Origin of the sequence: Mucilaginibacter metallidurans, assembly GCF_003286435.2 — a bacterium.
Classification (GTDB): domain Bacteria; phylum Bacteroidota; class Bacteroidia; order Sphingobacteriales; family Sphingobacteriaceae; genus Mucilaginibacter; species Mucilaginibacter gossypii.
Genome location: NZ_CP043449.1, coordinates 173,991 through 198,419, shown reverse-complemented (window position 1 = coordinate 198,419; position 24,429 = coordinate 173,991). Strand labels below are relative to the sequence as shown.

Genomic DNA, 24,429 nt, shown 5'->3' with positions numbered 1-24,429 from the left:
ACAAATGAAAGTAAAAAAACAATCCGGCATTAATTACCTGGCTGTTATAGTACAGTTTTTGTTCATAAATCGATAATACTGCCGGCAGTAAATTTAATGTACAGTTTACGTTTTGGTTTAATATCGATTTTACATTTACCGATGAAAACAACAGCTATGAAAAAGACTTTTTTAACCTTAGCCCTTGTAACAGTTTGTATTGCGGTTTGCTTTGCAGCCATTGCCGGAATTGCCGGAAAGTGGGAAGGCAAGCTTAAAACAGAAACCGGTGAAATTTATCCATTGCTTTATAATTTTCAGATTGATGGGGACAAACTAACCGGCACAGCCAAAACACCTAAAGGCGATATGCCGATTGAAGACGGCAAAATAACGGGCGACAGTTTCAAATTTACCGTAAGCATCGAAGATATCCACATTGCCCATACAGGCAAATTCTATGGCGATTCGGTAGGTGTTGATATTGAAGCCAATGGTTCAAAAGTACATAGCACTTTAAAAAGATGCCCCCTACCCCTAAAGGGGAGTTTGATGCGATATTCACATAGTTGTTTAACTATAAATTGTTATAATAAATTAACCAAATCATCGCAATCAAAAAAAATCAACAGTTCTTGTTATATTTATCTCAACCAAAATTCACATTTATGAAAAAAAAGATTTTTACAACTACTTTATTGGTAAGCTGCTTTATGATATGTCTTGCAGCTATAGCTGATCTTAACGGCAAATGGGCGGGCAAATTAGTTACAAGCGACGGCCAGGAATATCCACTGCTTTATAATTTTAAGGTTGATGGCGATAAACTGACCGGCACAGCCTTAACTCCGGAAGGCGACGTTGACATTAAAGAAGGCAAAACCAATGGTACCGACTTTTCATTTACAGTAGCCACCAGCGGTATCGTGATACCTCATACAGGCAAATTCATGGGCGATTCGGTTAGCGTTGAACTGGATATCAATGGCTCAAAAAGCAGCTCGGTATTGAAAAGATCGGTTGAAAAGAAATAACCTTACTTGATAACAAGATAATCATGCTGAACTTACTTCAGCACCCCACTTGCTAAGCGAGCTTGCATGGTCCTGCCTGTCTCGTGGGATCCTGAAACAAGGTCAGGATGACGTATCTTAAATATCAAAAAAGAAAAACCTTACCTGTCCGGTAAGGTTTTTCTTTTTTTTAAACTTAAAGGCAATAAAATTGTATATAGTTTAAATTACGGCATATAGGCATCTGCTTAAACTATATCAACAATGAAAAAAGAGTTCCTGGTGATCAGTGCGTTTGTTATCATTACCGCTTTTAGTTTTATTTCGATGGCCGATATTAACGGCAGATGGATAGGTTCATTAAAACTTCCCGGAGATGATCATTTTCCATTAAGCTACACTTTCAGGATCGATAGCGGCAAGCTTACCGGCACCGCCCATGCGCCACAAGGGGATGTAGCGATTACCGACGGCATGATCAACGGTGATAATTTCTCTTTCAGTATCCCGGTACCGGGAGGCAGTTCGCCCCATACGGGTAAAGTTTATCAGGATTCTATTGGTATGGACCTGGTTTACAAAGGCCAACACCTGCATGCTACGTTGAAAAGAGACAAGTCTTGAGTCGAAAGTACTAAGTCAAAAGTCTTTAGTCGGGTTATGCATTTAGATTTTTGAACTTAAGACTTAAAACTGAGACTTCCGACTTAGTACTTTCGACTTAAGACTTAGAACTAAAGTTGCTTATTAAACCCACAGGGCGTACCTTTGCGCCATGCTGCAACGTATTACAGCCTATTTACTCATCTTTTCACTGATCACGGTCAACTTCTCGCGTTTTTTTATTTTCGCGGGTTTTGAGCTGAACAGGAATTACATTGCTACCAAGCTTTGCGAAAACAGGAACAAACCCTGGCTGCACTGCGATGGCAAATGCTACTTCGCGAAAAAGATCAAACAGGCAGAGGACAAGCAGGCCAGCGACGAAAGGCAGTCGCAAAAGAGCCTCTTTCAGGAGGTTTATGTCATCAGCTCAACTGATGTAAAATTCCACTCCAGCCTGTTGCAGGTTATTTCAACCCCTTACACCCCCACCGTACCGGCCGATCGCCCGGCTACGATATTCCAGCCTCCGCAGTTAGGATAATCATTTCATTTTTATTGGTTTTGATTGATTGCATAGCGTAAAAGCTATGTCATTGAGCGAAGCGTGGCAATCGCATGCTCTACAGAGTAAGCTTTTTTATCTTTTGCGATAGGATCGTATCTACTACAGATGATCGGATTTAAACATTCCGTCATTGCGAGGTACGAAGCAATCCCAAACTGTACAAAGAGCCTTGCATAGCCACCCTTGTTAATCGGGGATTGCTTCGTACCTCGCAATGACGGGTAGAAGACACCTTTGCACTCTCCCGTCAATCAACCCACACCCTACTCTACCCATTTTTACACCGGGAAACAACTCCCGTAATACTATATAATGAAACGATATCTGATCCTATTTATAACTTTTATACTTGCTAAAACACAGGCTTACGGCCAAAACATACAAGGCTCCATAACAGATGCCAATACTCACGAAGCCATCGCGGGTGCATCAATTTGCAATGCCGATACTAAGACCGGCGAAAAACTGGGCATGACTAACGCCAAAGGGCACTTCAGCATCAATACGCAAGGCATTATCCGGCTTAAATTTGCCATGGTTGGTTACAGCGCGCGCATTATTGAAGTATCTGCCATAAAAGGCCAAAAGCTTGATGTTGCCTTAGAGCCTTCAACTGTTGATCTGCAACCTGTAGTGGTAACCGCCAGCCGCGAAGGCCAGGCCAGGCAGAACGCGCCTATCGCCATCAGTAAAATCAATTCTACCCAAATTAAGGATACCAAAGCCACAGCCCTTTATCAATTGCTGAACAAGGTTGCAGGTGTTTACATGGTGAATTTGGGTAATGAGCAGCATACCATGGCTATAAGGCAACCTATTACCTATAATGCCCTATACCTGTATATGGAAGATGGTGTCCCCATCCGCCCTACGGGCATCTTCAACCATAACTCGCTGTATGAGATCAACATGTCGGGCGTTAAAGATATCGAAGTGATCAAAGGACCAGCATCATCACTTTATGGCAGTAACTCCATTGGTGGAGCGGTTAATTTTATTACCCAGGGCCCGCCTACAGGTTACGCCGGTAATGTTTCTGTTCAGGGGGATAATTATCATTACCGCCGTGTTGATGCCGATGGAGGTTTCACCCAGGGCAAATTTGGTTTATACGTTGGCGGTTATATAGCCCATCAGGCAGATAGCTGGCAGGACTATTCTGATTTTGATAAGTACTCGGCCAATTTTAAAACTACCTATGATTTCAGCGCCAAAACAAAGCTTACCACTTCAGCTGCCTATAATTACCTTAACACTCAAACCCCGGGTAGTTTAGACAGCGCCAGGTTTTACGACCGCAGTTACGGCTCCAACCAGCGTTTCACCTATCGCAAGGTAAAATCGTTTCGTGCCGGCACCCGCCTGGATCATCAGTGGGATGATAAGAACAGCACATTTGTAACGCTCTTCTTCCGCAATAACTCAACTGCGCAGCTGCCAAGCTATTTTATATCCGATGTACGCGACAACAATGGCGTTTACAAAAGCAGCAACGGCCAGGTAAACGATCAAAAATTCAACAGCTATGGCTTACTGGCACAGCACCGGGTTGATTTTGACTTTCTGCATTCGAGGCTGATTGGCGGTGTTTACATGGATGACAGCCCGAGTTCATATTATGCCCAATATCTTGATATCACCAAAGATGTAGCTAACAACTACTACACCGGCTTCAGCAATACCGGCAGGTACATTGATAATTACAAGATCAAGTTGTTCAACACAGCGGCTTATGTCCAGTATGAAGTCAAGCCTACGGAAGCATTAAGAATAGTTGGCGGTTTACGGTACGACAGGGTGCATTACAATTTTGATAATGAGATCCCCGCCGGGCAAACCAAGTACAAACAACAGGAAACCAACAATTTCAATATCGTTGCCCCCAAACTCGGCATCACCTACAACTTTGGTAATAACAAAGGCCTTTACGCAAACTACAGCGTAGGTTTTCAACCGCCAGAAACCGGCGACTTGTACAGCTCACGTCAGCTTACCCAGCTTAAACAGGCCACTTTTGATAATTACGAAGCCGGCGGCTGGTTTTCCGCTTTTAACAAAAAGCTATATTTTGAGCTGAGTGTGTTTGATTTAGAAGGCCATAACGAAATCATTAACCAACTGCTGCCGGATAACACTACCCAGAACCAAAACGCAGGCGCAACACGTCACCGGGGGATTGAATACTCGCTTACTGTGGCCCCGGTTAAAGAGCTTACCTTCAGGTTTAGCGGTACCAATGCCAAACACACCTATGTGGAATACAGTGAAGTGACCACCAATTACACCACCGGTACCAACACGGTTACCAACTATGATGGCAAACGCATGAACAACGCGCCGGCCTGGGTTGCCAACTCCGAGCTCAGCTACAAGCCGCAATATCTGCCCGGTTTCAGGATAGCAACAGAGTGGCAGCACATCAATCAATACTACACCAACCCTGCCAATACCAAAACCTATTCAGGTTATGATATTTACAACCTGCGCCTGGGTTATGATGTAAAAAGCAGCGTATTAAAAGGCGCGGGCATCTGGTTCAATGTGCTTAATTTAACCAATAGGCTTTACGCTACAACAGTAACCAGCAGCCGGTACGGCGATACTTATAACGCCGCGCCGCCACGTACTTACACCCTGGGCATCAGTTATTCATTTTCAAAATATTGATCAATGGCATCTGCAACAGTAAAAAGCAACTTTTATAAATGGCACCGGGTGCTGGGCTTAACGGCCCTCATCCCGGTGATCTTCTGGACACTGAGCGGGCTCTCGCACCCGTTCATGTCAAACTGGTTCCGGCCGTCAATAGCCGAAGAGGTATTCAAGCCTTTATCACAAAGCCGGATGAAACCGGTGCTCAGCATTCAGCAGGTATTGGATAAAAATAACATTTCCGTTATCCGGAACTTCGGACTGGTTAATTTCAATCACAACACTTATTACCAGGTGCTGGATAAAGATAGCGTGTACAATTACTACTCGGCCAATGATGGGGTATTGTTAAAAGATGGGGATAAGCTATATGCCACTTATCTTGCCCGCTATTTTACGCAGGATTCGACATCAAACATTAAAAAGATCGATCTCCAAACAACGTTTGATGGGCAATACCAGCCCATCAATCACCTTTTGCCTGTTTGGAAGATCAGTTTTGACCGCCCCGATGGTATGGATATTTACATTGAAACCAGTCAGAGCCGCATGGGTACATTTAACAACAATACCCGCAAGGCCTTCCTTTGGCTGTTTGAACAGTTCCATACCTGGCAGTTTTTAGCCGATATCGGCGGCGATGTTTTCCGTAATGTAATATTACTCATCATCATGGTGGTAATGCTGTTCGCCCTCATCAGCGGCTTAACTGTTTATGGTTTAATGTGGAAGAAGTTTAAATCCGTAACTCAAAAGCGAAAAGAAAATGGCAATGAGGACAAGCGCATCGTTCATCGCTATCACCGGCAGATAGGGCTTATTGTTTCGTTTGTGATGTTTACTTTCGTAATCAGCGGGGCTTTTCACCTTGTCGTAAAACTGCACAATACCGAAACACCAAAGCCTGATTACGGGCAAGTGATCAACAGGAAACAGTTGGCTATCTCCAACCTTCAGCTTCCTGTTGCCGACAGTATCATCAAAAGGATAGCTGTGGTTAACTTTGGTGGTAATACTTATTACCAGGTAACTGATGATAAAAAGCAGATCTCGTACTTTAACACCTTAACCGGCATAGAACAAATTAACGGGGATGAGGATTATGCCCGTTTTTTAAGTACCTATTACCATACCCACCAGGATCCTGACCAGTTTTATGGCAGGGTAAAAGTTAACCAGGTAAAGCAGTTTGATAACGAGTACGGTTTCATCAACAAACGCCTGCCGGTTGAGCGGGTAAGCTACGCCGACGGCAGCAATTGGTATATTGAAACTACCTCATCAAAACTGGCTGCAAAAGTTGCAGGGATTGACCGGATTGAAGGGCTTTCTTTTATATTTTTACACAAGTATTTCGGCATGACCTGGGCGGGTAAGGATATCCGCGATATAGTGAGTATGCTGGCCGCCTTAGGTGTGCTGGTAGTATCGTTGTTCGGGTTGGCCTCATTCATCAAAAACAAATAATCAATGAAAAAAAGCTTTATCATTTTAGCCTTTGCCAGCATGGCCCTTGGCGCCTGCAACAGTGCGGTTAAAAGCACCGGCAAAACCGACAGCACCTCAACCGTAAAGAAAAAAGGCAAATACACCTGCACCATGCACCCCGATCTTACCTTTGAGAAACCCGGCACCTGCCCTAAATGCGGCATGGCCCTGGTTGAAAGGGATACTACAGAGGATAAGAAATAATCGTTTTAATTCTGCCTCTGACCCGTCATTGCAAGGAAACACCAGGTAAACCCCGAAAAAAAAAGTAATGATGTATAAAACATATTTTAGAGATGGCGCGCGGGGCGCGTTAGTGATAGGAGCGGGTACCGGCCTTGTGGCTAATGCCTGTGCAGTATGAGCGTATAGCACGGGCCACAGGCAACGCCCATATTTATAATATCGATCAAAAAAATATATTTAATAACCAACAACTTACAATCACGTCATTATAAGATAACGAAGCAGTCCCAAACCGTACAGAGAAACGTGCATAACCACTCTGCCTCATGGGGATTGCTTCGTAATGACGCTTTTTTGTTTTGCTATCTTGCACACAGAAAACGTGCTCAATTTCTATCGGTAACAATTACAGCTTCCACCCGTCTCATACTTACAAACAATACAACTTATATCCCGTTATACCCCCTGTTACAAATAAATCACTAATTTTGGCGCTGATGAAAAAGGTGGAAGTATTAAAAATGATTGACCTGGTTGAAGAGATCAAGAAACTTGATGATCTCATACAACAAAGCCGTAAGAAAAAAACTTCTGACTTTGTGATCAACCAGTACGAGGCAAAAAAACTTAAACTCATTGGTTCAACCATCACTGAACTGGCTTCCGCCCCCATTCAATCCATCGAAAGCTACCAGCTTATTCAAAAGATCCTAAATAAGTATTACCCCAACATTTCTGAAGAAGCTCTGCTTAATGACGATGACATCAGCAAAATAGCAACCGCTATTTAATTAAAGCCGCTTGTTAAAAAGGCGGATAAATGGATGCCGTTTGCTCCAGCGATTCATCGCCTTTCCAAAACACGGTACCGGGATGAAAATGTTTCCATGAGTGCCAGTATTCCTGGTAGGCCTGAATTTTAGCAAGGCGCTGCCCTTTTTGTGTACCGGTTAAGCACAGGCCGTCCCAATCCCAAACCGAAGCGGTTTCTTCGTCGGTGAGCATGCCTTTATCATCCAGTTTAAAATGAAGGGTTTTACCGCTTACTGATGTATTCCAGGCATGATAGCTGAGGCTATCTTTTTCAATGCCAATAAGCAGTGAACTTTTGTTCAACTCATCATTCAGCAGACGTTTGGCGTACATGTGGCGCCAGTCATAAGCTTTGGCTTTGCCGTTTATGATCACACCAATTACCCAGCTTTTACGCATCAGGGAGTCTTTGTTTTTTATAGTGCTGTCACGATCGATAGCTTGCACACGGTCGTAGTTTTTCAGGTCGGCATAATCTGCGGTGTATAGCCTGTCGGGTTGTAAAATGAGTGTTTCGGGATGTTTCTGTAACCAGGCCGCGAGGGTTAATTGTTCATAAGGCAGCTCGGTTAATTGTTTTCCTTTCAGCTCCCCAACAGCCGCGTTACCGGTAGCCTGGTACCACCAGGTTTTAGTGTTTTCATCTTCAATTATGGCATTATAGTGCCTTGCCCCCACCAGCCTGAAGTTTTGCCTTACTCCGTTTATAACCGGACTGTAAACCCTGCCTGTACGGCACATGGTGCAATAGGTAACCAAAACAGGTTTATTGCCTACATCGTCCTGCAGTTTATGATGATAGCCCAGGTAGATGAGCGGATAAGCTTTGGCGACACCGTTGTTTACAACACCTACTACCAGGTAGCTTAACGGCACCCTGTTTTTTAATCCATTGGCAAAAACAGCTTTTGTGGTTTCTTTAAACATGGTTTCGGCCTTATACATATAATCGGTTATGTAAAAGCTGCCTATACAAAGTACAAAAACAGCGGCTTTAACAGCCTTTTGTTTAAAGGTATTTTTAGCGTAGAATTTAAATAAGTACCAAACAATGAATAGCAAGCCAATCAAACGCAGCGGCATGATCACCTTTTCGAGATAGTAACACAGGGTTATGGCATTCAGATCCTGGCTGCCCGGAAATGGCATGAGCAGGTAAGCATGAATAAGGCCGGGTACCACCAGTAAAATGATACCTATCCAGAATATTTTAGCACTGTTCCATCTCATGCTTATTCAATAAATCCTCAGCATTGGGCTGTTACCTCAATAAGTTTATAATTGGTTTATAATTTCCTAATTTATAAAAATTTACATATTACAAAAAATTATCGTCCAAATAAAAACGATCAGTCATTATTGCTTTTTTCCATTCTCCACGCTTTTGATCTCTTCCTTACGGTCTTTCTTAAAGTCAAAGCTGTTAAATTCCGGCGTTTGCGGCAGGTCAATGGTATAACTTGTCAACGTTTCAACTTCAATGGTGATATCATCTGCAAGCAAATCAATGATATGGCCACCACCGGTTTTATCATCAGATAAAAAATGAAAATGGTAACCGCTGATATGCGCTCCTTCCATCAGTGCGGGGATCTTAAAACCTATGAAATCGCCTTTGATGTTCTTAAAATCAAAAAAATGCTGCCTGTCAAGCATCGCCGCCAAGGGTAAATAAGGTTTATCAACCGGCGGGAAAGCCCTTGTTTTAACCGTACTAAAATTTCCTTTGATGTGGATAGCGTAGATCCCGTTCTGGTTGGTTAAGATACTGTCGAGGTAGCTAAACAGTGCCGATTTAGATAAAGGCTTATTACACTTATATTTTTTTTCGGCATGAAAAAAGCAAACCACAGCATAAGGGGTTTTGCCGGTATCGGCAAGTTGGGTTGTTTTACCCGTTGACTGGGTTTGATAAAGTTTGCCGTTAAACACCATGAGCTCACCATCAAGCTTGCCCGGGGCGCCCAAACCAAAATCGCCATGTTGCTTTAATTGTTTATATGGACAATAGGAATCATACAAGCCGCCGATAAAACCTGCCGCGTAACCTGCACTGAATAAATTTTTATCAGCTACTTTTTGTTGTGCCGATGTTTTAAGGCATGTAAAGATCATTAAGAGCAAAAAGCATCTCAGGCATAAATTCTTCATGAGGGGAACGTGTTTTTAAAGCCATAAAAGTAGTTCAAAAATCACTCTGGCATCTAACAAAGCCTGTTAAATTTTACTTTGCCCTTACGGGGTTAAGAATTACAGGCCTTAAATTTGTTTAAACATTTAAAATGGAAATGATGAAAGTAGAAATATGGTCGGATGTGATGTGCCCGTTTTGTTATATAGGCAAACGCAGGTTCGAGGAAGCACTGGCCGGCTTTGAAGGCAAAGAACAAATTGAGATAGAATGGAAAAGCTTTCAGCTAAATCCCGATCTTAAAACCAATCCCAATATCAGCATTAACCAGTACCTGGCCGATATAAAAGGATGGACGCTTGATCATGCCGAACAGATGAACGAGCATGTTACCCAAATGGCGGCGCAAGCCGGCCTTACCTATAATTTCAGTAAATCGGTTGTAGCTAATAGTTTTAACGCGCACAGGTTAGCTCATCTGGCCAAAAAACATGGATTGGGAGACGCTGCCGAAGAAGCTTTGTTCAGGGCATATTTTACTGAAGGCCGCAATATTGATGATACCGAAACCCTTATTGAAATGGGTACGGCGATTGGCCTGAACGCTGAAGAAATTAAACAAACGCTTGAAAGCGACACCTACGCCGACGATGTAAAACATGATATTGCCGAGGCTCAATATTTAGGTGTACGCGGTGTTCCGTTTTTTGTAATGAACCGCAAATATGCCGTATCAGGGGCACAGGAGGTGGCCGTATTTAAAGATACCCTTGCAAAAGCCTTTACCGGCTGGCAGGAAGAAAACCCCAAACCAGCATTTGATACGATCGAAGGTGAATCATGCAGCCCCGATGGCGACTGTAAATAATTAAAAAAATTGTAAACTTTTCTTAACATTATTTGTATCAAATAGTTTTTCTCCTACGTACAAAGAGCTAAAATACTTATATTTAAACCGTTAAAACCATAAACTATCACTCTTTGTATATATGAAAAAAATTTACTGTAAAGTAATTACCCTTCTTTTAATAGCAGCTTCGGTAAGTAGTTGCAAACTTGACCCACCGCTCGGGCCGGATAAAGAAACAAAAGCAATTGACGTTGTTCCTACTACAAATACAGGAACTGGGACGGGAACGGGTACAGGAACAGGCACGGGAACAGGAACAGGTACAGGAACCGGCACGGGTACAGGGACGGGCACGGGAACTGGAACAGGTACAGGAACCGGCACGGGTACAGGAACGGGAACCGGGACGGGCACGGGAACTGGAACAGGAACTGGCACAGGAACAGGAACAGGGACCAGCACTGCCGACGATGGATCTGATTACCCCGCTACTTCGCAGGGAACCATCTCCTACCAGGTTGATGGAGGTGCCAAGGTTGTAAAGAGCGGCCCTATGCTTACATCTATAGATCAAAGTCCGATATCTACTACCGGAACTACTATGATTTCGTACATCAATGGTAATGGTTCGGATATATTTCAGTTAGGAGCCAATACAGTGGTCGCAGGCACCTATGATCTAATAGATTTGAATGTCAATTTGGGTACAAATATAGATGCTACTTTTTTTGGTGGCAAAGTTAAGTTTACAACGTTAAATCATTCAAGCGCAAGCAAAGGAAATGCAATAGGTACTTTCAGGGCTGAGTTTAAAAACCTGAATACCGGTATATCATATGTCGTTGTTGGCTCCTTCAATGTAAAAACTTAATAATATAAAACAAGATTATAGAAGCGTTCGCTTTCAGTCAATTACAGGCTGAGCGAGCGCTTTTCCATTTATATAGTGTTTAATTCACGTAAAAGTAAAAAACGATTTAGCTTATTAAAAGTACAATTAATTGCCTTATATTTGTGACAATTAACCATAGTGTCATTTAGACACTATGGCAATACTAAAACATGAACAATATCCCACAAAAAACAGATACCATTAACAAGTTAACGCTCCGCATTGCCGTGGGTGCTATGTTTTTTATGGCGGGGTTAAGTTTCTCCAGCTGGGCATCACGCATTGCTACTGTTCAGCAAAATTTAGGTTTATCAGACGCCGGTTTGGGTGCCGTGTTATTCGCCCTGCCGGTTGGCCTCATGTGTTCCCTGCCTTTCTCGGGCTGGATCATCACCAAAATAGGCAGTAAAAAACTCGTTATCGCCGCGCTGTTGGTTTACTCTGCTGCATTGGTAAGTTTAGGCCTCGCACAAAATACTTTTCAGCTTATCATCTGCCTGCTTTGTTTCGGCTTTGCAAGCAATTCTGTAAACATTGCGGTAAACACACAGGCAGTAGCTACCGAGCAGCTTTACCAAAGACCTATTATGGCATTTTTTCATGGCTTGTGGAGCCTGGCAGGTTTTACCGGGGCAGGTATAGGTACGTTCATGATAGCCAACGGCATTATCCCTTTTCATCATTTTTCGTTAATGCTGATCGTGATAGCGATTGGCGTGGCCGTAGCTGCCCGTTACCTGAAAGATGATCAAGTAACCGACTCCGGACCTGTGTTTGTAATGCCCGATAAATCGCTCATCAAATTAGGTATTATAGCCTTCTGTTCCATGATTTGCGAAGGCGCCATGTTCGACTGGAGCGTGATCTACTTCAAAAAAGTGGTACTGGCCCCCGAGGCGTTGGTTGGCATAGGCTTTACTACCTTCATGTTCACCATGGCAGGCGGCCGTTTTGTGGCCGATTGGTTTGCTCACAAATTTGGCTTAAAACGCACCTTACAGGTTAGCGGATCACTGACCGCTACAGGCCTGTTAATAGCGGTAGCTTTCCCTTATGTTTATACAGCCATGGCCGGTTTTTTACTGGTCGGTGCAGGTGTATCATCTGTAGTGCCTATGGTATACAGCGCTGCCGGCAAATCAAAAACTATGTCGCCGGGCGTTGCACTGGCTGCAGTATCAACTATTGGTTTTATGGGCTTTTTAGTCGGTCCGCCGGTTATCGGTTTTATAGCAGGAATTGCTACCCTCAGGGCCTCTTTTATCCTGATTGCCTGTATGGGAATTTCGGTAGTAGTGGTATCAACAATGGCCAAAATTGATTCGGATAATACCAAAGAGGAATTACCCAACGATACAACAACCGTTGATTTTAGTCCTCCTGTTCCAAATCCGCAGCGGCAGGATTAAGCAGGTATTCAAACTGCTCGTACCCATTGTGAAAAATAAACTTCAGCCTTTCCTTTGGTAAATTAATATCCAAGGCCATCAGCGCAAGTGTTTCGGGCAGGTTATCTCTGATTAGTTTAAGGTCTGTAACATGCGGCATCTCCACAAAAATATCATCCCCCTGCGGCTTGATCTCCCAACCATTTAAATGAGCGTTTTTCAATGTACTTATCCATTTTTGCTGATAGTTATTCATAATATCCGGTTTCATTGATAAATGTTTTATGGCCGGGTTTTGTTTTAATCCGATGTAATCGGCAGATCATCTCACCAAAAAATCAAACTTAATCCCTATTTTAGGCATCTATGAAACAAAGCTACCCTATTGATAAAATCACGCAGCCGGTAAGCAAATTCATAAACCAGGAACATACCGGCGGCATAGTGCTTTTTATCAGCGTAATTGTGGCTATCGTATGGGTAAACTCGCCTTTTCAGCTCAGTTACCACCAACTTTGGGAACTCAAACTATCGCTCGGTTTTGATAAATATGTTTTAAACCATCCGCTGCACCTTTGGATCAACGACGGCCTTATGGCTTTATTTTTCTTTGTGATAGGCCTCGAGTTAAAACGCGAGTTTATGGCCGGCGAACTATCCTCTGTAAAAAAAGCTTCACTCCCCATGTTTGCCGCATTGGGCGGAATGCTGGTGCCTGCTTTCATCTTTTTCCTTTTTAATACAGGTAAGCCATCGGCCCATGGCTGGGGAATCCCGATGGCTACAGATATAGCCTTCGCGCTGGCTTTATTATCTATGGCGGGCAAACATATTCCATCCTCTGTAAAAGTTTTCCTATCGGCATTGGCCGTTGCCGATGACCTTGGCGCTGTTTTAGTTATTGCCCTGTTTTACAGCAGTCACATAGCGCTTGTACCACTTACCTTTGGGGTTTGGCTGCTGGTGCTGCTGCTTATCGGTAATAAAATGGGGATCAGGAGTACTGCTTTTTATTTGATCATAGGCTTCGCTGTTTGGATAGCTTTTTTACTTTCGGGCGTCCACGCAACTATTGCGGGTGTATTGGTGGCTTTTACCATTCCTGCCCGTACCCGCATCAGCGAGATCAGTTACACCCAATCTGTAAAGCAATACCTTACCGATTTTGAAAACGAGCAGCCAAACAACAGCACGCTTATAACGCCCGAACAGTACCACATTATTGATAAAATAAAAAAGTTGAGCCTTGATGCCGAAACACCACTGCAAAAAATTGAACATATCCTGCACCCCTGGGTAGCTTTCGTCATCATGCCGCTATTTGCTTTTGCTAATGCCGGGATTATTGTTGGCCATGACTTTTTCTCGTCACTGGCCAATCCTGTTAGCATGGGTGTGGCCATAGGCCTGCTTGCCGGCAAGTTTACAGGTGTATTGCTCTTTACCTGGCTCATGGTAAAATTTGGCGCACAATTACCCGCAGGCTCATCCTGGAAACAAATGACAGGTGTAGCTTTGCTTGCAGGCGTAGGTTTTACCATGTCCCTTTTTATATCGGCACTGGCCTTTGATCATGCCGAAATGATTGACCAGGCCAAATATGGGATACTGTTAGCCTCTTTGCTGGCCGGGATATCGGGGGTAGCTGTTTTAAGCAAAAAGCCGAAGGCTTAAAGCATAAAGCCAAAATAAATGTATTATCCACCTCCTCTATGAACCATGAACTATCATCCATGAACCGCAAGGCTACTGCTTCCAATTTGGCTTACCATAAATACCCAGTGGTGTTATGCGGTTTTGGAAAATGGTTTGCGGGTTATTATAAAACTTTATAAAATCACCGGCGCTTGTTTGGCCGGGGTATGGCACGTAATAATGATGATCGTTTCCGTTGCGCCATGCCATTACGTAGGATACTTTATGTTTAGCAAGGGTTTGCAGTAATATATCCGTCCACCAGTTGGGCATAGGGATACCTTCATAGCCGGTTTCGGGCAGGCATGCTATTTTATGGTGTTTTGCAGCGATGCCATCAACAATGGCAAGGCATTGATCCAGCTTAGCTTGAAAATGCTCAACGCTTTGCGTACAATAATTATCAAAGCCTATAAAATCCGCGTAAGCATCGCCGGGATAGCGTTCCAAAAACTCATCTTCTGATTCAAAATCAGCCGCCGAATATACGATGAGCAGGTTATGCAGCTTCTTTTTATCCCGCAGGTAATCGATAGTAAAACACCACAGGGCTTTAAATTCATCGGGGGTACAGGTGTTTTTGCACCACCAAAACCAATTGCCCGTAAGCTCATGAAATGGCCGGAACAATATCGGGACAGCCTCGCCTTCCGGGCCTTTCATATCAGCTAAATAATTGGCCGCACGATCAAGATACTCAACATATACATTATGAAACGCGCCGCCGGGGATAAGATCTTTTACGGTATGCTGCGTGGTATCCCAGGCGGTTTTGCCATTGGCCGGGTTATCCATATGCCAGCAAAATGTATTGATGCCGCCGCGCGCGTAAACATCCTTAACAAACTGCTTCTGCTGTTCAAAGGCGATTCCGTTAATATCGTGAATGCTGTCGTGCTCAATCCTGGCCAAATCCCAACCATACAGGGCCGGGTATGATCCGGTAACACTCTTAACATCTGAGCGGCCTGGTTCATTACGCCATCCCACACCATAAGCCAGGTCATCGTGGTGACCAAATATTACCCCCACGTTAAGGAGGCGCTGCATACTGTAAAAAAGCTGCCGGGTTTCGGTTGTGGCGTGCTTATCGGCAGGTTCAAACAGCTGCGCCATAGCGGTTGAACTATGGATCAGCAGGTATAAAACAGCAATCCTTCTAAAAAATTTTATCATAATCACTGCCGCTAAGTTAAACCATTTGAAGCCTTGCTTTATCGCTAATTTATCGGGCCTATACGCTTGATAATTTCAATACACGCACGGCTGTTATGATAAGGGCATTTCCAAAGCCCTGCTTTGTCCTCGCCGGGCATTATGCTGCCATCGGCCCTAACGCCCCAAACCCATTCGCCATGCTGTTTATCCAGTATTCTATCTTTTATAAAAGCCCAGTTTTTAAGGGCCAAATCAAAGTATTTATCATTACCGCTAACCTGCCAGGCGTTGTAAAAACCTACCATAGCTTCGGCCTGTACCCACCAGTGTTTTTCTTTGATGAGATGATCATCCGCCGGTTCATATTCATACCATAAGCCACCATCTTCATCTAAACCCTGTACGGTTGCTTCTGCTATCGCGATGCAAGTGCTGCTGACCTTCCCGATCATTTCCTGATTACCAATAACTTCGGCGGCCTCCAGTAAAAGCCAGGTGGCTTCAATATCATGCCCGTACGATATGGTTTCTGACCGGCGGTTCCAATCCTCATCAAAAAACAGCACGAGGTGCCCGGTTCCGGCATCAATAAAATGATCAAAAAAATTATTGATCAGGGTTTCAATCTGCTGTTTAAGTCCGCCATCGGGCCAGATGCGGTACAGGTTGGTATAAGCTTCCAGTATGTGCAGATGGGTGTTCATGGTCTTTTTCTCGTTGGCATCCTTAGCGCTTAGCCTAAGATCGCCGAGCGGCTGCCAATCGCGCGTGAAAGCTTCGAGATAACCCGTTTTATCCTTGTCGTAACTTTTATTGATCAAAAGATGATAGAGGCCGATGGCTTCCGCTTTTACCCTTTCCGATTTCGAAGCTATATAGTATTCGCTCAGCGCGTAAATGGTAAAGGCATTGGCATATACCTGTTTTTTTGTATCCAGCATATTGCCTTTATAATCAACCGACCAATACACGCCGCCAAACTCATCATCAACAAAATGAGCTTTGACATAATCATAGGCCCGCTTTGCTGCCTGTAAATAAGCTTCATCAGGATTTTGATTATAAGCAGCGGAGAAACTCCACAGGATGCGCGCGTTTAAGACCGAACCTTTGGGGGCACCGGGAGTAACCTGGTTATCATGGTTGATCTTGCCCCAAAAACCACCGTTTACATCATCTACGGTATGATTGAGCCAATAATTGAGGATATTTTTCAGCTCACCTGTTAGCTCATTGCTGAAGATAGCAAGCTGATGATTTGAAACAGTATTTGATAGTTGAAGCATGTTTAAATCCCCGTTCAGGCGCCGGCTCCCTGCAATTGGCTTAAAGCTTTATTTTTATCGATAATATTGTACACTGCTTGCACCGATGAGGCCGAACGCAAACCATCGGCCGGTGTGTTCATGGCATAGTCTATTAGTTTATCAATTGTGGTGGTGGCTACATGCATGCGGGTATCTGAAGATGCATAATAAACGTAAACAGATCCGTTATCATCAGCTATCCAGCCGTTACAGAACACTACATTTGATACATCGCCGATACGCTCCTCACCAACCGGGGCCAAAAAATAACCTGCTGGTTGGTAAAGTACTTTAGTAAGGTCATGAAGGTCGGTCATAAACATGTACAACACATAACGTAAACCAGCAGCTGTATTGCGTACGCCGTGCGCCAGGTGCAGCCAGCCTTTTTCCGTTTTGATTGGCGCCGGGCCCTGGCCATTCTTGGCTTCATAAACGGTATGGTAGCTTTTATTGTGGATGATAGCTTCATGGTCAACAACCGCGTTCTCCATAGTATCACACAAGCCAAAACCTATTCCACCGCCGGTCCCTGCACTGATAAAACCATCCTGCGGACGGGTGTACAAGGCATACTTACCATCAACAAACTCGGGGTGTAATACCACGTTGCGCTGCTGGGGCGAGTTGGTTTTCAGATCGGGCAGGCGCTCCCATTTTACCAGGTCCCTGGTGCGCGCAATACCGCAGGCCGCTATTGCCATCGACTGATCATGTGATGGAGCTTCGGGGTCACGGCGTTCGGTACAAAACAAACCATAGATCCAGCCATCTTGATGCTGGGTAAGGCGCATATCGTACACATTGGTATCGGGTTCATCGGTTTGGGGCAGCTCAACCGGGTAATCCCAAAATTTAAAACCATTGATCCCATCAGCACTTTCGGCCACAGCGAAAAACGATTTCCGATCGGCGCCTTCAACCCTTGCTACCATCAGGTATTTGCCGTTAAACTTTATAGCACCGGCATTAAAAACGGCGTTAATACCAAAACGTTCCATTAAATGAGGGTTGGTTTTGGCATCAAGATCATACCGCCACTCAAGCGGGGTATGGGCGGCAGTAAGCACAGGATATTTAAACCGGCTAAAAATACCGTTGCCTGTTTCCTCAACCTGGTTTTGCCGGTTAATCAATTGTGCTTGTTCGGCCTGTAGTTGAATGAGCCTTTGGTTAAATTCCTGCGTCATATAGTTTTCTATCAATAGTCCTTGAATTTATTCCACCATGTTTTTTTCAGTATGGTGATAGTTACCACCAGTATAGCTACGGTAACTATAAGCGATGTTTTTTGTGCCAGTATCAGGTACATGGGCAGTATGGTAAGGCAGCATTGCGTAATAGTGCCTATAACCACGTTGAACATGTTTAGCTTAAAGTTTTTGTTGGGCACAAATGATGGATCTTTCTCCATTACCAAAGCCTTGACAGGCCCCCAAAAGCCCCACGGCCTTACGGTGGTATAAAACGACCGCAACACGGTCATATCCGTTGGCGCTGTAGCGTACGAGCCGATAACCGAGCCCCCCAGCGAGATGGCAAACAGCACCGGGAACCAGTACAACAGTTGGACCGATGGGATAATAAGCGAGAATATCATGGCTGACAAAATCCCCGAAAGCATGCCGTAAAAAAAACCGTTGGCATTAAAGCGCCACCAATGCCATTTAAGTACATTACTGGCTATATAACCGCCATAAAGTGCCGATACTATCCATTGCAGCACACTATTCACATCCTTTACAAAAAAGCCCAGTATCACGCCCACCGCTACCACGAAAACGCCTACGAGGTAGTTGGCGGTAATGATTTTTTTGGTAGATGCCTTTGGGTTAATGTATTTGAGGTAGATATCATTCACAATATAAGCCTGCGCCGCGTTCATGGTACCGCTAAAGGTGCTCATGAAAGCCCCAAGCAAACCGGCCAGCAACAAGCCAACCAAACCAACGGGCAAAAAATTGTTGATCACGGCCGGCAGGATGCGTTCAAAATCAATAGCCCCTTTGGCATCCTTCAAATCCATTTGGTGATAAAAAAGTACACCCAGTATAGTTAAACTCACAATAAGCGAATAGCGGATAGGCAGCAGGATGATATTTACAAAGCCGCTCATTTTGCTGGCCTCTTCGGGCGAGCGGGTGGAGAGGATCTTTTGCATATCATAATTGGGTGCGGGTCCGGCCACCGCCGCGAAGAAGCCTTTAAAGGTCATCATCATAAAAAACAGGCCGAAGAGCGAATAACCATCTTCTTTGATCTTGTTATTTACCTCGTTGATGATCCCCGTCCAGCTAAGGCCAAGATTTTTACCAAAAAAAGGGCTATACCAGCCATCGGGCACATTGAGGTGGTTGCCGCTGAGTTTGCCTGCAGCTATGAAACTGATCCACACGCAGGCTACCGTCATGATGCCATATTTGATCATATCGCCAAGCACAATACTATGCATGCCGCCTATGATAGAATAAAACATGGCGAATAGCGTAAATATGATCCCGTACATATGCGGTACATACTGAGGCGCCACGTGGAAGGGCACGTAAGCTTTAACCAGGTCCCAGGGAATAAATATTTCAATGAACTTGCCCAAACCAATAAACCCATAAGCCAGGAAGCCAAAACAGCTCAAAAGCGCGAAAGCGATAACCACCACATTTGAACCTGTTACTCCCGGCCCGGTTTTACCGAAACGGGTTGCCAGCCATTCGGCTCCGGTAGCGGCGTTTGACCGGCGCAGCCAGCGCGACAGGTACATCATCAAAAACACCTGGTTAAATACCGGCCATAACCAGGGGATCCAGATGCTTTTCATACCATAAACAAAGCAGAGGCTTACCATCCACATGGTACCGCTGATGTCGAACATATCGGAGGCATCGCTTAAACCCAGTTTATACCAGGGTAAAGATTTGCCGCCCAGCATGTAGCTTTCCTTATTTTCGCGAGCTTTTTTACGGTACCATAAACCAATAAAAATGGTGCTCAGCAGGTATAAAACTATAATGGCAACATCAAGTAAGTGTAACTTCATCTTGTCTGAATCAGAATTTACAGAATTTTTTAATTAACAGAATTAAAATAATCCAGTACATAAAGGCTGATAGGGCGGTGTTCAAGCATTCTGAAAATTCTTAAATTTTGAAAATTCTGATCCTAACGGCCATTACTCAAAAATGAATTTATTATCAGCAACTTTATAATACTTTTTTAACCTTATATTTAACTTTATCGACAGGCTGATACATTTTCAACCAGCCATAAAGCCAAATAAATACCAGTTAAATAAATACGCGGTTTCCGGTATAGGTTTCCCTGAATTCTTTGGGAATACACATTTTTTTACGCTTAAAGATCCTGTTGAAATTGGAGATATTGTTAAAGCCGCATTTATAGGCAATTTCGGCTACCGTGGTTGTAGAGTCAATAAGCATCCTGGAAGCATGCCCAAGCCTGATCTCGTTCAAACTGTCAATAAAGGTTTTGCCCGTGCGCTTTTTGATAAACCTGCTAAATGAAGCTTCGGGCATATTGGCAATTTTAGCTACTTCGGCAAGAGTGATTTGCTTGTTATAGTTAATATTCATGTGCTCAAACACTTTTTCGATGCGGCGGCTGTTGTAGTAAAACTTCTCATTTGTGAAGCTTGGATCCGACAGCATTTTCATATTGCGGGAAATTGACAGGTCATGAAGAATGGACAGAAGCTCTAATACGGAGTCAAAACCGCTCTTTTTATCCAATTGCATAATCCTGTCTTTAAGCGCGTAAATGGTTTCCGATGCGAAAGAAATCCCCCTTTGCGAGCGCTCGAGCATGCTTTTTACAAAACTTAACTGATTTCGCTTCAGAAACTTTTCATCAAACAGATCCTTATGAAACTGGATGGTAACTTCAGTTATATCTTCGCTTTGACATTGGTGCGTAAACCAGGCATGGTATAAGTTTGGGCCTATCAGCGCCAGCTCTACTTCTTCAATAACCTCAATATGGCCACCCACTACCCTTTTGGCCCCTTTGGCGTTGATAATTAAATTAAGCTCGTATTCGTCATGATAATGAAGCGGAAAGTCAAATTTCTTTTTTACCCTCGAAAAAATAGTAAAACAATCACTTGGCGTTAGCGGAGTTATCTCCCGCATTACATTACTTGTAGTCATAAAATCCCACTAAAATAAGTTTACTAATTAATGATACTAATTTAACACTTTTATACTTTCAAAATGTCAATTAAACAATTAATTATTAATTTTCGTTGCCTCATTGTGTATTATGCCCCCTTACAGCACCGTAATTAATTAAAATGTGCCTGTAGGGTTTAACGTTAGTTGTATGGCAAAATCACAGTTAACCTCACTATCTGATAATTGCTGTTAATATCAAGCTGTGAAAACTCAAATGAATTTGGCAGCGAGTTTTAAAATGCCCGGCAATACAGTATAATATAAGGCAACTTATCAAAATTTTACACTTCATTAACTAATATTTTAGGGGCTGTACTGCGCTATATAAATTTTAACTTTTAGGTTTGCAGACAAATTGGTTTAAACATTTAACCCAAACGGTCAAAGGTTTATTTAGCCGTAATTTAATCTGTCATTAATACTGTATTGATAATTTGCCGGCAGAGATTTTGGCCGGCCTTTTGCTACAGCATTTTATAATTGATTTATTATCAAATGTACTTTTAATGCACGGGCAAGATATAATACTTTTTTTTCATTATTTAGTTTTAAATTACCAAAAACGTTTAAATTACTACTGTAAACACTCAAAACAAAGCATCTGTACCTAATACTTTTATGTCATTTTATCAATCAAACAAACTCTTTTTAAAACGATTTAAAAAGTTATCCGAAGTATCTTAATGAAATAAAACACGGTACGGCAAACAAACACCTGCGGGTTTTGTAGAGTTACCATACGCATATACAAGTACATTTTTAATGGACAATACGCAAAGCATAACCAGGCATACAAACAAAAGATTCGTGAAGCTTAAACAAAGCCTGAGCGACTTTTTTTTAACGCTTTACCGGATAAACCAGTTTATCATCCGTTTTTTTAAAGAAGCTTTTGTACCGCCTTTTGAACTTAAGGAAGTTATACGCCAGTGTTATGAAGTAGGCGTACGTTCATTTACCCTGATATCGGTTACAGGTTTTATTGTGGGGGTTATATTTACCAAGCAATCAAGGCCATCGTTGTCACAGTTTGGCGCCGAATCGTGGTTGCCATCGCTGGTATCCATAGCCATTATGCGTGCGCTTGCCCCATTGGTTACCGCGCTGATAGCGTCCGGAAAAGTAGGCTCAAGCATTGGCGCCGAGCTGGGGTCCATGCGCGTTACCGAGCAGATAGACGCGATGGAAGTATCGGGCACCAAACCATTTAAATACCTGGTATGTACCCGCGTACTGGCTACCACGCTTACTATTCCAATTTTATCAACCTATACAGGCTTTGTGGCTTTATTTGGTGGGTATTTAAATGTAACCATGAACGAAGGCACCACCTGGACAACCTTTATACAGGAAGTTTTTGAGCCGCTAACCTTTACCGATTTTGTGGCATCGCTTATAAAATCAATTGTATTTGGCTTTACCATTGGCATTGTGGGCTGTTACCAGGGCTATAACTCCAATAAAGGAACCGAAGGCGTGGGTAAAGCTGCAAACGGCGCGGTAATTACCGCTATGTTCCTGGTGTTTATTGAAGAAGTTATTATTGTACAAATAACCGGCTGGTTCCGCTAATTTATGGAGATATGAAAAAGGCAGCAGTACAGACAGATCATAATAACCCGGTTATCAGCATTAGGGGCTTAAAAAAAGCGTTCCAGGATTATGCCGTACTCCGCGGTATTGACCTTGACCTTTACCAGGGCGAAAACCTTGTGGTACTTGGCCGATCAGGTACAGGTAAGTCGGTACTGATCAAGATCATATCGGGCCTGCTTAAACCCGATGAGGGTATGGTAAAAGTATTTGGCCAGGACATCGCCCATATTACCGAAGATGACTTACAGAAATTACGGATCCGTATTGGCTTTTCGTTTCAGAACAGCGCTTTGTACGATAGCATGACCGTGCGTAAAAACCTGGAGTTCCCGCTGGTGCGTAACAAACGTAACCTTACCCGCGGTGAGATCAATACCGCGGTTGAAACGGTGCTTGACGCGGTTGGACTTTCGCAAACCATCAACCAGATGCCATCCGAACTTTCGGGCGGGCAGCGTAAGCGTATCGGCATTGCCCGCACGCTGATCCTGAACCCCGAGGTTATGCTGTATGATGAACCCACCGCCGGCCTTGACCCTATCACCTGTATCGAAATCAATGACCTGATTAACGAGGTGCAGCAGCGTTACAATACATCATCCATCATCATAACACATGACCTGACCTGCGCCAAGCAAACCGGCGACAGGATAGCCATGCTCTTAGACGGGCAGTTTCAGCGAACCGGCACTTTCGACGAGGTGTTTAACACCACCGATAGCCGGGTGAAACCATTTTACGATTACAACTTTATTGAATAACAACAATTAGATAAGATATACCATTATCATGGATCCAGCAGAAAAAAGAAAATCGATCATAGTAGGCATATTCCTGGCACTTGGGCTCATATTGTTTATATTGGGGGTATTTACCCTGGGAGGCCAGCAAAAAGCCTTTGTTAAAAATATAAAGTTAAGCGCCGTATTTGCCGATGTTGCCGGTTTAAAGAAAGGTAACGCCATTTGGTTTTCGGGAGTTAAAGTTGGTACTATCAGCAATATCAAATTTATCGGCCCGTCAGAGGTCCAGGTGTATATGAATGTTGATGAGGCTACACAGCAATACATCCGCCGCAACGCGATGGCCAAAATAGGCTCAGACGGTTTGATAGGTAATAAAATTATTGTGATAGAAGGCGGAACTGCACAGGCGCCGGTAATTGAAGATGGCGACGTACTGCAATCCGAAAAAATGCTCTCGACCGATGACATGCTTAAAACCCTGCAGGATAATAACCAAAACCTGTTGGCCATTACCAATGATTTTAAATTATTAAGTCACAACATATTGCAGGGTAAAGGTACCGTTGGCGCATTATTAGCCGACAGCACCATGGCTATACAGCTACGAGGCGCTATGCGCAACTTGCAGGCCACCACTCAAAGCACGGCTTTAATGGCTGTACAGCTCGACAAGTTTAGCCGTAAAATGAACACCAAAGGCGGCCTTGCCGATAAAATGCTTACCGATACGACTACCTTTGCCCAAATTAAACAGGCGGTAGGCCAACTGCAGCAAACCGCTGCAAATGCTTCAACGCTTACTAACAACCTTACCAAAGCAAGCAATAAGCTTAATAGCACAGATAATGCGCTGGGAGTATTGTTAAACGATCAAAAAGCAGCAGTACAAACACAATCGGCCATTAATAACCTGCAGGCAGCATCTATCAAATTAAATGATGACCTGGAAGCCGTTCAGCATAACTTTTTCCTGAGAGGTTTTTTCAAGAAGAAAGAAAAAGCAAAAGCTGATAGTTTGAAGGGAAAATAGTAAGCCCCCCTCTAAACGGCGTAGCCCTCATGAGCACTAAAAACTAAAAACAAATAATTGCGAATAATCTCCCCCGGAGGGGGGGGGACTTTTAAAATACAATTCTTTTTAAATCCCTCTCTCCCGGAGAGGGATTTAAGGTGAGGCTAA

The 24,429-nt window shown here is 43.6% G+C and carries 23 protein-coding genes; 15 read left to right on the top strand and 8 right to left on the bottom strand.

The window, feature by feature from the left end:
- Nucleotides 1-156 precede the first annotated feature (156 nt).
- From DIU38_RS01010 to DIU38_RS00975, 8 genes are all read left to right on the top strand, one after another.
- Nucleotides 157-651: a glycoside hydrolase gene (locus DIU38_RS01010; RefSeq protein ID WP_149354008.1), complete on the top strand. Its 495-nt coding sequence runs from the start codon at nucleotides 157-159 to the stop codon at nucleotides 649-651.
- Nucleotides 648-1,013, top strand: a complete 366-nt coding sequence (locus DIU38_RS01005; RefSeq protein WP_091166818.1) for a hypothetical protein — start codon at nucleotides 648-650, stop codon at nucleotides 1,011-1,013. Before DIU38_RS01010 ends, DIU38_RS01005 begins: the two co-directional genes overlap by 4 nt.
- 243 nt (nucleotides 1,014-1,256) lie before the next feature.
- Nucleotides 1,257-1,616 (top strand): hypothetical protein, encoded by a 360-nt coding sequence (locus DIU38_RS01000; protein WP_091166816.1) that lies wholly within the window; start codon nucleotides 1,257-1,259, stop codon nucleotides 1,614-1,616.
- 151 nt (nucleotides 1,617-1,767) lie between these two features.
- The gene (locus tag DIU38_RS00995) at nucleotides 1,768-2,139 is read left to right on the top strand and encodes a hypothetical protein (RefSeq protein WP_091217873.1); all 372 of its coding nucleotides are present in this window, start codon (nucleotides 1,768-1,770) and stop codon (nucleotides 2,137-2,139) included.
- 336 nt (nucleotides 2,140-2,475) lie between these two features.
- Nucleotides 2,476-4,830, top strand: coding sequence for a TonB-dependent receptor (locus DIU38_RS00990; RefSeq protein WP_112653597.1), 2,355 nt, complete (start codon nucleotides 2,476-2,478; stop codon nucleotides 4,828-4,830).
- Nucleotides 4,831-4,833: 3 nt separating this feature from the next.
- Complete coding sequence (locus tag DIU38_RS00985; RefSeq protein ID WP_112653596.1) at nucleotides 4,834-6,282, top strand: PepSY domain-containing protein; 1,449 nt, start codon at nucleotides 4,834-4,836, stop codon at nucleotides 6,280-6,282.
- 3 nt (nucleotides 6,283-6,285) lie between these two features.
- Entirely contained in the window at nucleotides 6,286-6,507 is a 222-nt protein-coding gene (locus DIU38_RS00980; protein ID WP_090528334.1) for a heavy metal-binding domain-containing protein, read from the top strand.
- A 479-nt stretch (nucleotides 6,508-6,986) separates the two neighbouring features.
- Nucleotides 6,987-7,280, top strand: coding sequence for a hypothetical protein (locus tag DIU38_RS00975; protein ID WP_090528337.1), 294 nt, complete (start codon nucleotides 6,987-6,989; stop codon nucleotides 7,278-7,280).
- Between the two features lie 13 nt (nucleotides 7,281-7,293).
- Here DIU38_RS00975 and DIU38_RS00970 read toward each other — a convergent pair whose 3' ends face one another.
- Nucleotides 7,294-8,532 carry a DUF3179 domain-containing (seleno)protein gene (locus tag DIU38_RS00970; protein WP_112653595.1) on the bottom strand — a complete coding sequence of 413 codons (1,239 nt, stop codon included), beginning with the start codon at nucleotides 8,530-8,532 and terminating at the stop codon, nucleotides 7,294-7,296.
- 126 nt (nucleotides 8,533-8,658) lie between these two features.
- Nucleotides 8,659-9,417: an acetolactate decarboxylase gene (budA, locus tag DIU38_RS00965; protein ID WP_167516054.1), complete on the bottom strand. Its 759-nt coding sequence runs from the start codon at nucleotides 9,415-9,417 to the stop codon at nucleotides 8,659-8,661.
- Nucleotides 9,418-9,590: 173 nt separating this feature from the next.
- Here budA and DIU38_RS00960 point away from each other — a divergent pair, with 173 nt between their 5' ends.
- The 3 genes from DIU38_RS00960 to DIU38_RS00950 all read left to right on the top strand — a co-directional run bounded on the left by DIU38_RS00960 (nucleotide 9,591) and on the right by DIU38_RS00950 (nucleotide 12,584).
- Nucleotides 9,591-10,301, top strand: a complete 711-nt coding sequence (locus tag DIU38_RS00960; RefSeq protein ID WP_229701632.1) for a DsbA family oxidoreductase — start codon at nucleotides 9,591-9,593, stop codon at nucleotides 10,299-10,301.
- 121 nt (nucleotides 10,302-10,422) lie between these two features.
- Complete coding sequence (locus tag DIU38_RS33335; protein ID WP_208057636.1) at nucleotides 10,423-11,154, top strand: hypothetical protein; 732 nt, start codon at nucleotides 10,423-10,425, stop codon at nucleotides 11,152-11,154.
- A 191-nt stretch (nucleotides 11,155-11,345) separates the two neighbouring features.
- Nucleotides 11,346-12,584, top strand: coding sequence for an MFS transporter (locus DIU38_RS00950; protein WP_112653593.1), 1,239 nt, complete (start codon nucleotides 11,346-11,348; stop codon nucleotides 12,582-12,584).
- Here DIU38_RS00950 and DIU38_RS00945 read toward each other — a convergent pair.
- A complete protein-coding gene (locus DIU38_RS00945) occupies nucleotides 12,547-12,834 on the bottom strand; it encodes a hypothetical protein (RefSeq protein ID WP_091166797.1) in 288 nt (95 codons plus the stop codon). The genes DIU38_RS00950 and DIU38_RS00945 overlap by 38 nt on opposite strands.
- Before the next feature lie 95 nt (nucleotides 12,835-12,929).
- On the opposite strand from DIU38_RS00945, the gene nhaA reads away from it, so the two are divergent.
- Nucleotides 12,930-14,237, top strand: a complete 1,308-nt coding sequence (gene nhaA / locus DIU38_RS00940) for a Na+/H+ antiporter NhaA (protein ID WP_112653592.1) — start codon at nucleotides 12,930-12,932, stop codon at nucleotides 14,235-14,237.
- A gap of 72 nt (nucleotides 14,238-14,309) precedes the next feature.
- Here nhaA and DIU38_RS00935 read toward each other — a convergent pair whose 3' ends face one another.
- The 5 genes from DIU38_RS00935 to DIU38_RS00915 all read right to left on the bottom strand — a co-directional run bounded on the left by DIU38_RS00935 (nucleotide 14,310) and on the right by DIU38_RS00915 (nucleotide 20,883).
- Nucleotides 14,310-15,434 carry a glycoside hydrolase family 26 protein gene (locus DIU38_RS00935; protein WP_112653591.1) on the bottom strand — a complete coding sequence of 375 codons (1,125 nt, stop codon included), beginning with the start codon at nucleotides 15,432-15,434 and terminating at the stop codon, nucleotides 14,310-14,312.
- Nucleotides 15,435-15,478: 44 nt separating this feature from the next.
- Nucleotides 15,479-16,702, bottom strand: a complete 1,224-nt coding sequence (locus DIU38_RS00930) for an AGE family epimerase/isomerase (protein ID WP_112653590.1) — start codon at nucleotides 16,700-16,702, stop codon at nucleotides 15,479-15,481.
- Between the two features lie 14 nt (nucleotides 16,703-16,716).
- On the bottom strand, nucleotides 16,717-17,913 hold the full coding sequence (locus DIU38_RS00925) for a glycoside hydrolase family 130 protein (RefSeq protein WP_112653589.1): 1,197 nt from the start codon (nucleotides 17,911-17,913) through the stop codon (nucleotides 16,717-16,719).
- 11 nt (nucleotides 17,914-17,924) lie between these two features.
- Complete coding sequence (locus tag DIU38_RS00920; protein ID WP_112653588.1) at nucleotides 17,925-19,757, bottom strand: sodium:solute symporter family protein; 1,833 nt, start codon at nucleotides 19,755-19,757, stop codon at nucleotides 17,925-17,927.
- Nucleotides 19,758-20,004: 247 nt separating this feature from the next.
- A complete protein-coding gene (locus DIU38_RS00915) occupies nucleotides 20,005-20,883 on the bottom strand; it encodes an AraC family transcriptional regulator (protein WP_112653587.1) in 879 nt (292 codons plus the stop codon).
- Between the two features lie 831 nt (nucleotides 20,884-21,714).
- Between DIU38_RS00915 and DIU38_RS00910 the strand changes: the two genes are divergently transcribed.
- From DIU38_RS00910 to DIU38_RS00900, 3 genes are read left to right on the top strand one after another with little or no spacing between them, the layout of a single operon-like run.
- Complete coding sequence (locus DIU38_RS00910; RefSeq protein ID WP_223266281.1) at nucleotides 21,715-22,479, top strand: MlaE family ABC transporter permease; 765 nt, start codon at nucleotides 21,715-21,717, stop codon at nucleotides 22,477-22,479.
- Nucleotides 22,480-22,490: 11 nt separating this feature from the next.
- Complete coding sequence (locus DIU38_RS00905) at nucleotides 22,491-23,264, top strand: ABC transporter ATP-binding protein (protein WP_091166784.1); 774 nt, start codon at nucleotides 22,491-22,493, stop codon at nucleotides 23,262-23,264.
- A gap of 28 nt (nucleotides 23,265-23,292) precedes the next feature.
- Entirely contained in the window at nucleotides 23,293-24,279 is a 987-nt protein-coding gene (locus DIU38_RS00900; RefSeq protein ID WP_112653586.1) for an MlaD family protein, read from the top strand.
- Nucleotides 24,280-24,429 lie beyond the last annotated feature (150 nt).

Excerpts from the sequence above, each read along its gene's own strand:
- DIU38_RS00970 (WP_112653595.1), bottom strand. The coding sequence starts at position 8,532 with ATGAGATGGAACAGTGCTAAAATATTCTGGATAGGTATCATTTTACTG.
- budA (WP_167516054.1), bottom strand. The coding sequence starts at position 9,417 with ATGATCTTTACATGCCTTAAAACATCGGCACAACAAAAAGTAGCTGAT.
- DIU38_RS00915 (WP_112653587.1), bottom strand. The coding sequence starts at position 20,883 with ATGACTACAAGTAATGTAATGCGGGAGATAACTCCGCTAACGCCAAGT.
- DIU38_RS00900 (WP_112653586.1), top strand. The coding sequence starts at position 23,293 with ATGGATCCAGCAGAAAAAAGAAAATCGATCATAGTAGGCATATTCCTG.
- DIU38_RS00905 (WP_091166784.1), top strand. The coding sequence starts at position 22,491 with ATGAAAAAGGCAGCAGTACAGACAGATCATAATAACCCGGTTATCAGC.
- DIU38_RS00995 (WP_091217873.1), top strand. The coding sequence starts at position 1,768 with ATGCTGCAACGTATTACAGCCTATTTACTCATCTTTTCACTGATCACG.
- DIU38_RS00985 (WP_112653596.1), top strand. The coding sequence starts at position 4,834 with ATGGCATCTGCAACAGTAAAAAGCAACTTTTATAAATGGCACCGGGTG.
- DIU38_RS00990 (WP_112653597.1), top strand. The coding sequence starts at position 2,476 with ATGAAACGATATCTGATCCTATTTATAACTTTTATACTTGCTAAAACA.
- DIU38_RS01010 (WP_149354008.1), top strand. The coding sequence starts at position 157 with ATGAAAAAGACTTTTTTAACCTTAGCCCTTGTAACAGTTTGTATTGCG.
- DIU38_RS00925 (WP_112653589.1), bottom strand. The coding sequence starts at position 17,913 with ATGACGCAGGAATTTAACCAAAGGCTCATTCAACTACAGGCCGAACAA.
- DIU38_RS00945 (WP_091166797.1), bottom strand. The coding sequence starts at position 12,834 with ATGAAACCGGATATTATGAATAACTATCAGCAAAAATGGATAAGTACA.
- DIU38_RS00930 (WP_112653590.1), bottom strand. The coding sequence starts at position 16,702 with ATGCTTCAACTATCAAATACTGTTTCAAATCATCAGCTTGCTATCTTC.
- DIU38_RS00980 (WP_090528334.1), top strand. The coding sequence starts at position 6,286 with ATGAAAAAAAGCTTTATCATTTTAGCCTTTGCCAGCATGGCCCTTGGC.
- DIU38_RS00920 (WP_112653588.1), bottom strand. The coding sequence starts at position 19,757 with ATGAAGTTACACTTACTTGATGTTGCCATTATAGTTTTATACCTGCTG.
- DIU38_RS00935 (WP_112653591.1), bottom strand. The coding sequence starts at position 15,434 with ATGATAAAATTTTTTAGAAGGATTGCTGTTTTATACCTGCTGATCCAT.
- DIU38_RS00950 (WP_112653593.1), top strand. The coding sequence starts at position 11,346 with ATGAACAATATCCCACAAAAAACAGATACCATTAACAAGTTAACGCTC.
- DIU38_RS00960 (WP_229701632.1), top strand. The coding sequence starts at position 9,591 with ATGATGAAAGTAGAAATATGGTCGGATGTGATGTGCCCGTTTTGTTAT.
- DIU38_RS01000 (WP_091166816.1), top strand. The coding sequence starts at position 1,257 with ATGAAAAAAGAGTTCCTGGTGATCAGTGCGTTTGTTATCATTACCGCT.
- DIU38_RS33335 (WP_208057636.1), top strand. The coding sequence starts at position 10,423 with ATGAAAAAAATTTACTGTAAAGTAATTACCCTTCTTTTAATAGCAGCT.
- DIU38_RS01005 (WP_091166818.1), top strand. The coding sequence starts at position 648 with ATGAAAAAAAAGATTTTTACAACTACTTTATTGGTAAGCTGCTTTATG.
- nhaA (WP_112653592.1), top strand. The coding sequence starts at position 12,930 with ATGAAACAAAGCTACCCTATTGATAAAATCACGCAGCCGGTAAGCAAA.
- DIU38_RS00975 (WP_090528337.1), top strand. The coding sequence starts at position 6,987 with ATGAAAAAGGTGGAAGTATTAAAAATGATTGACCTGGTTGAAGAGATC.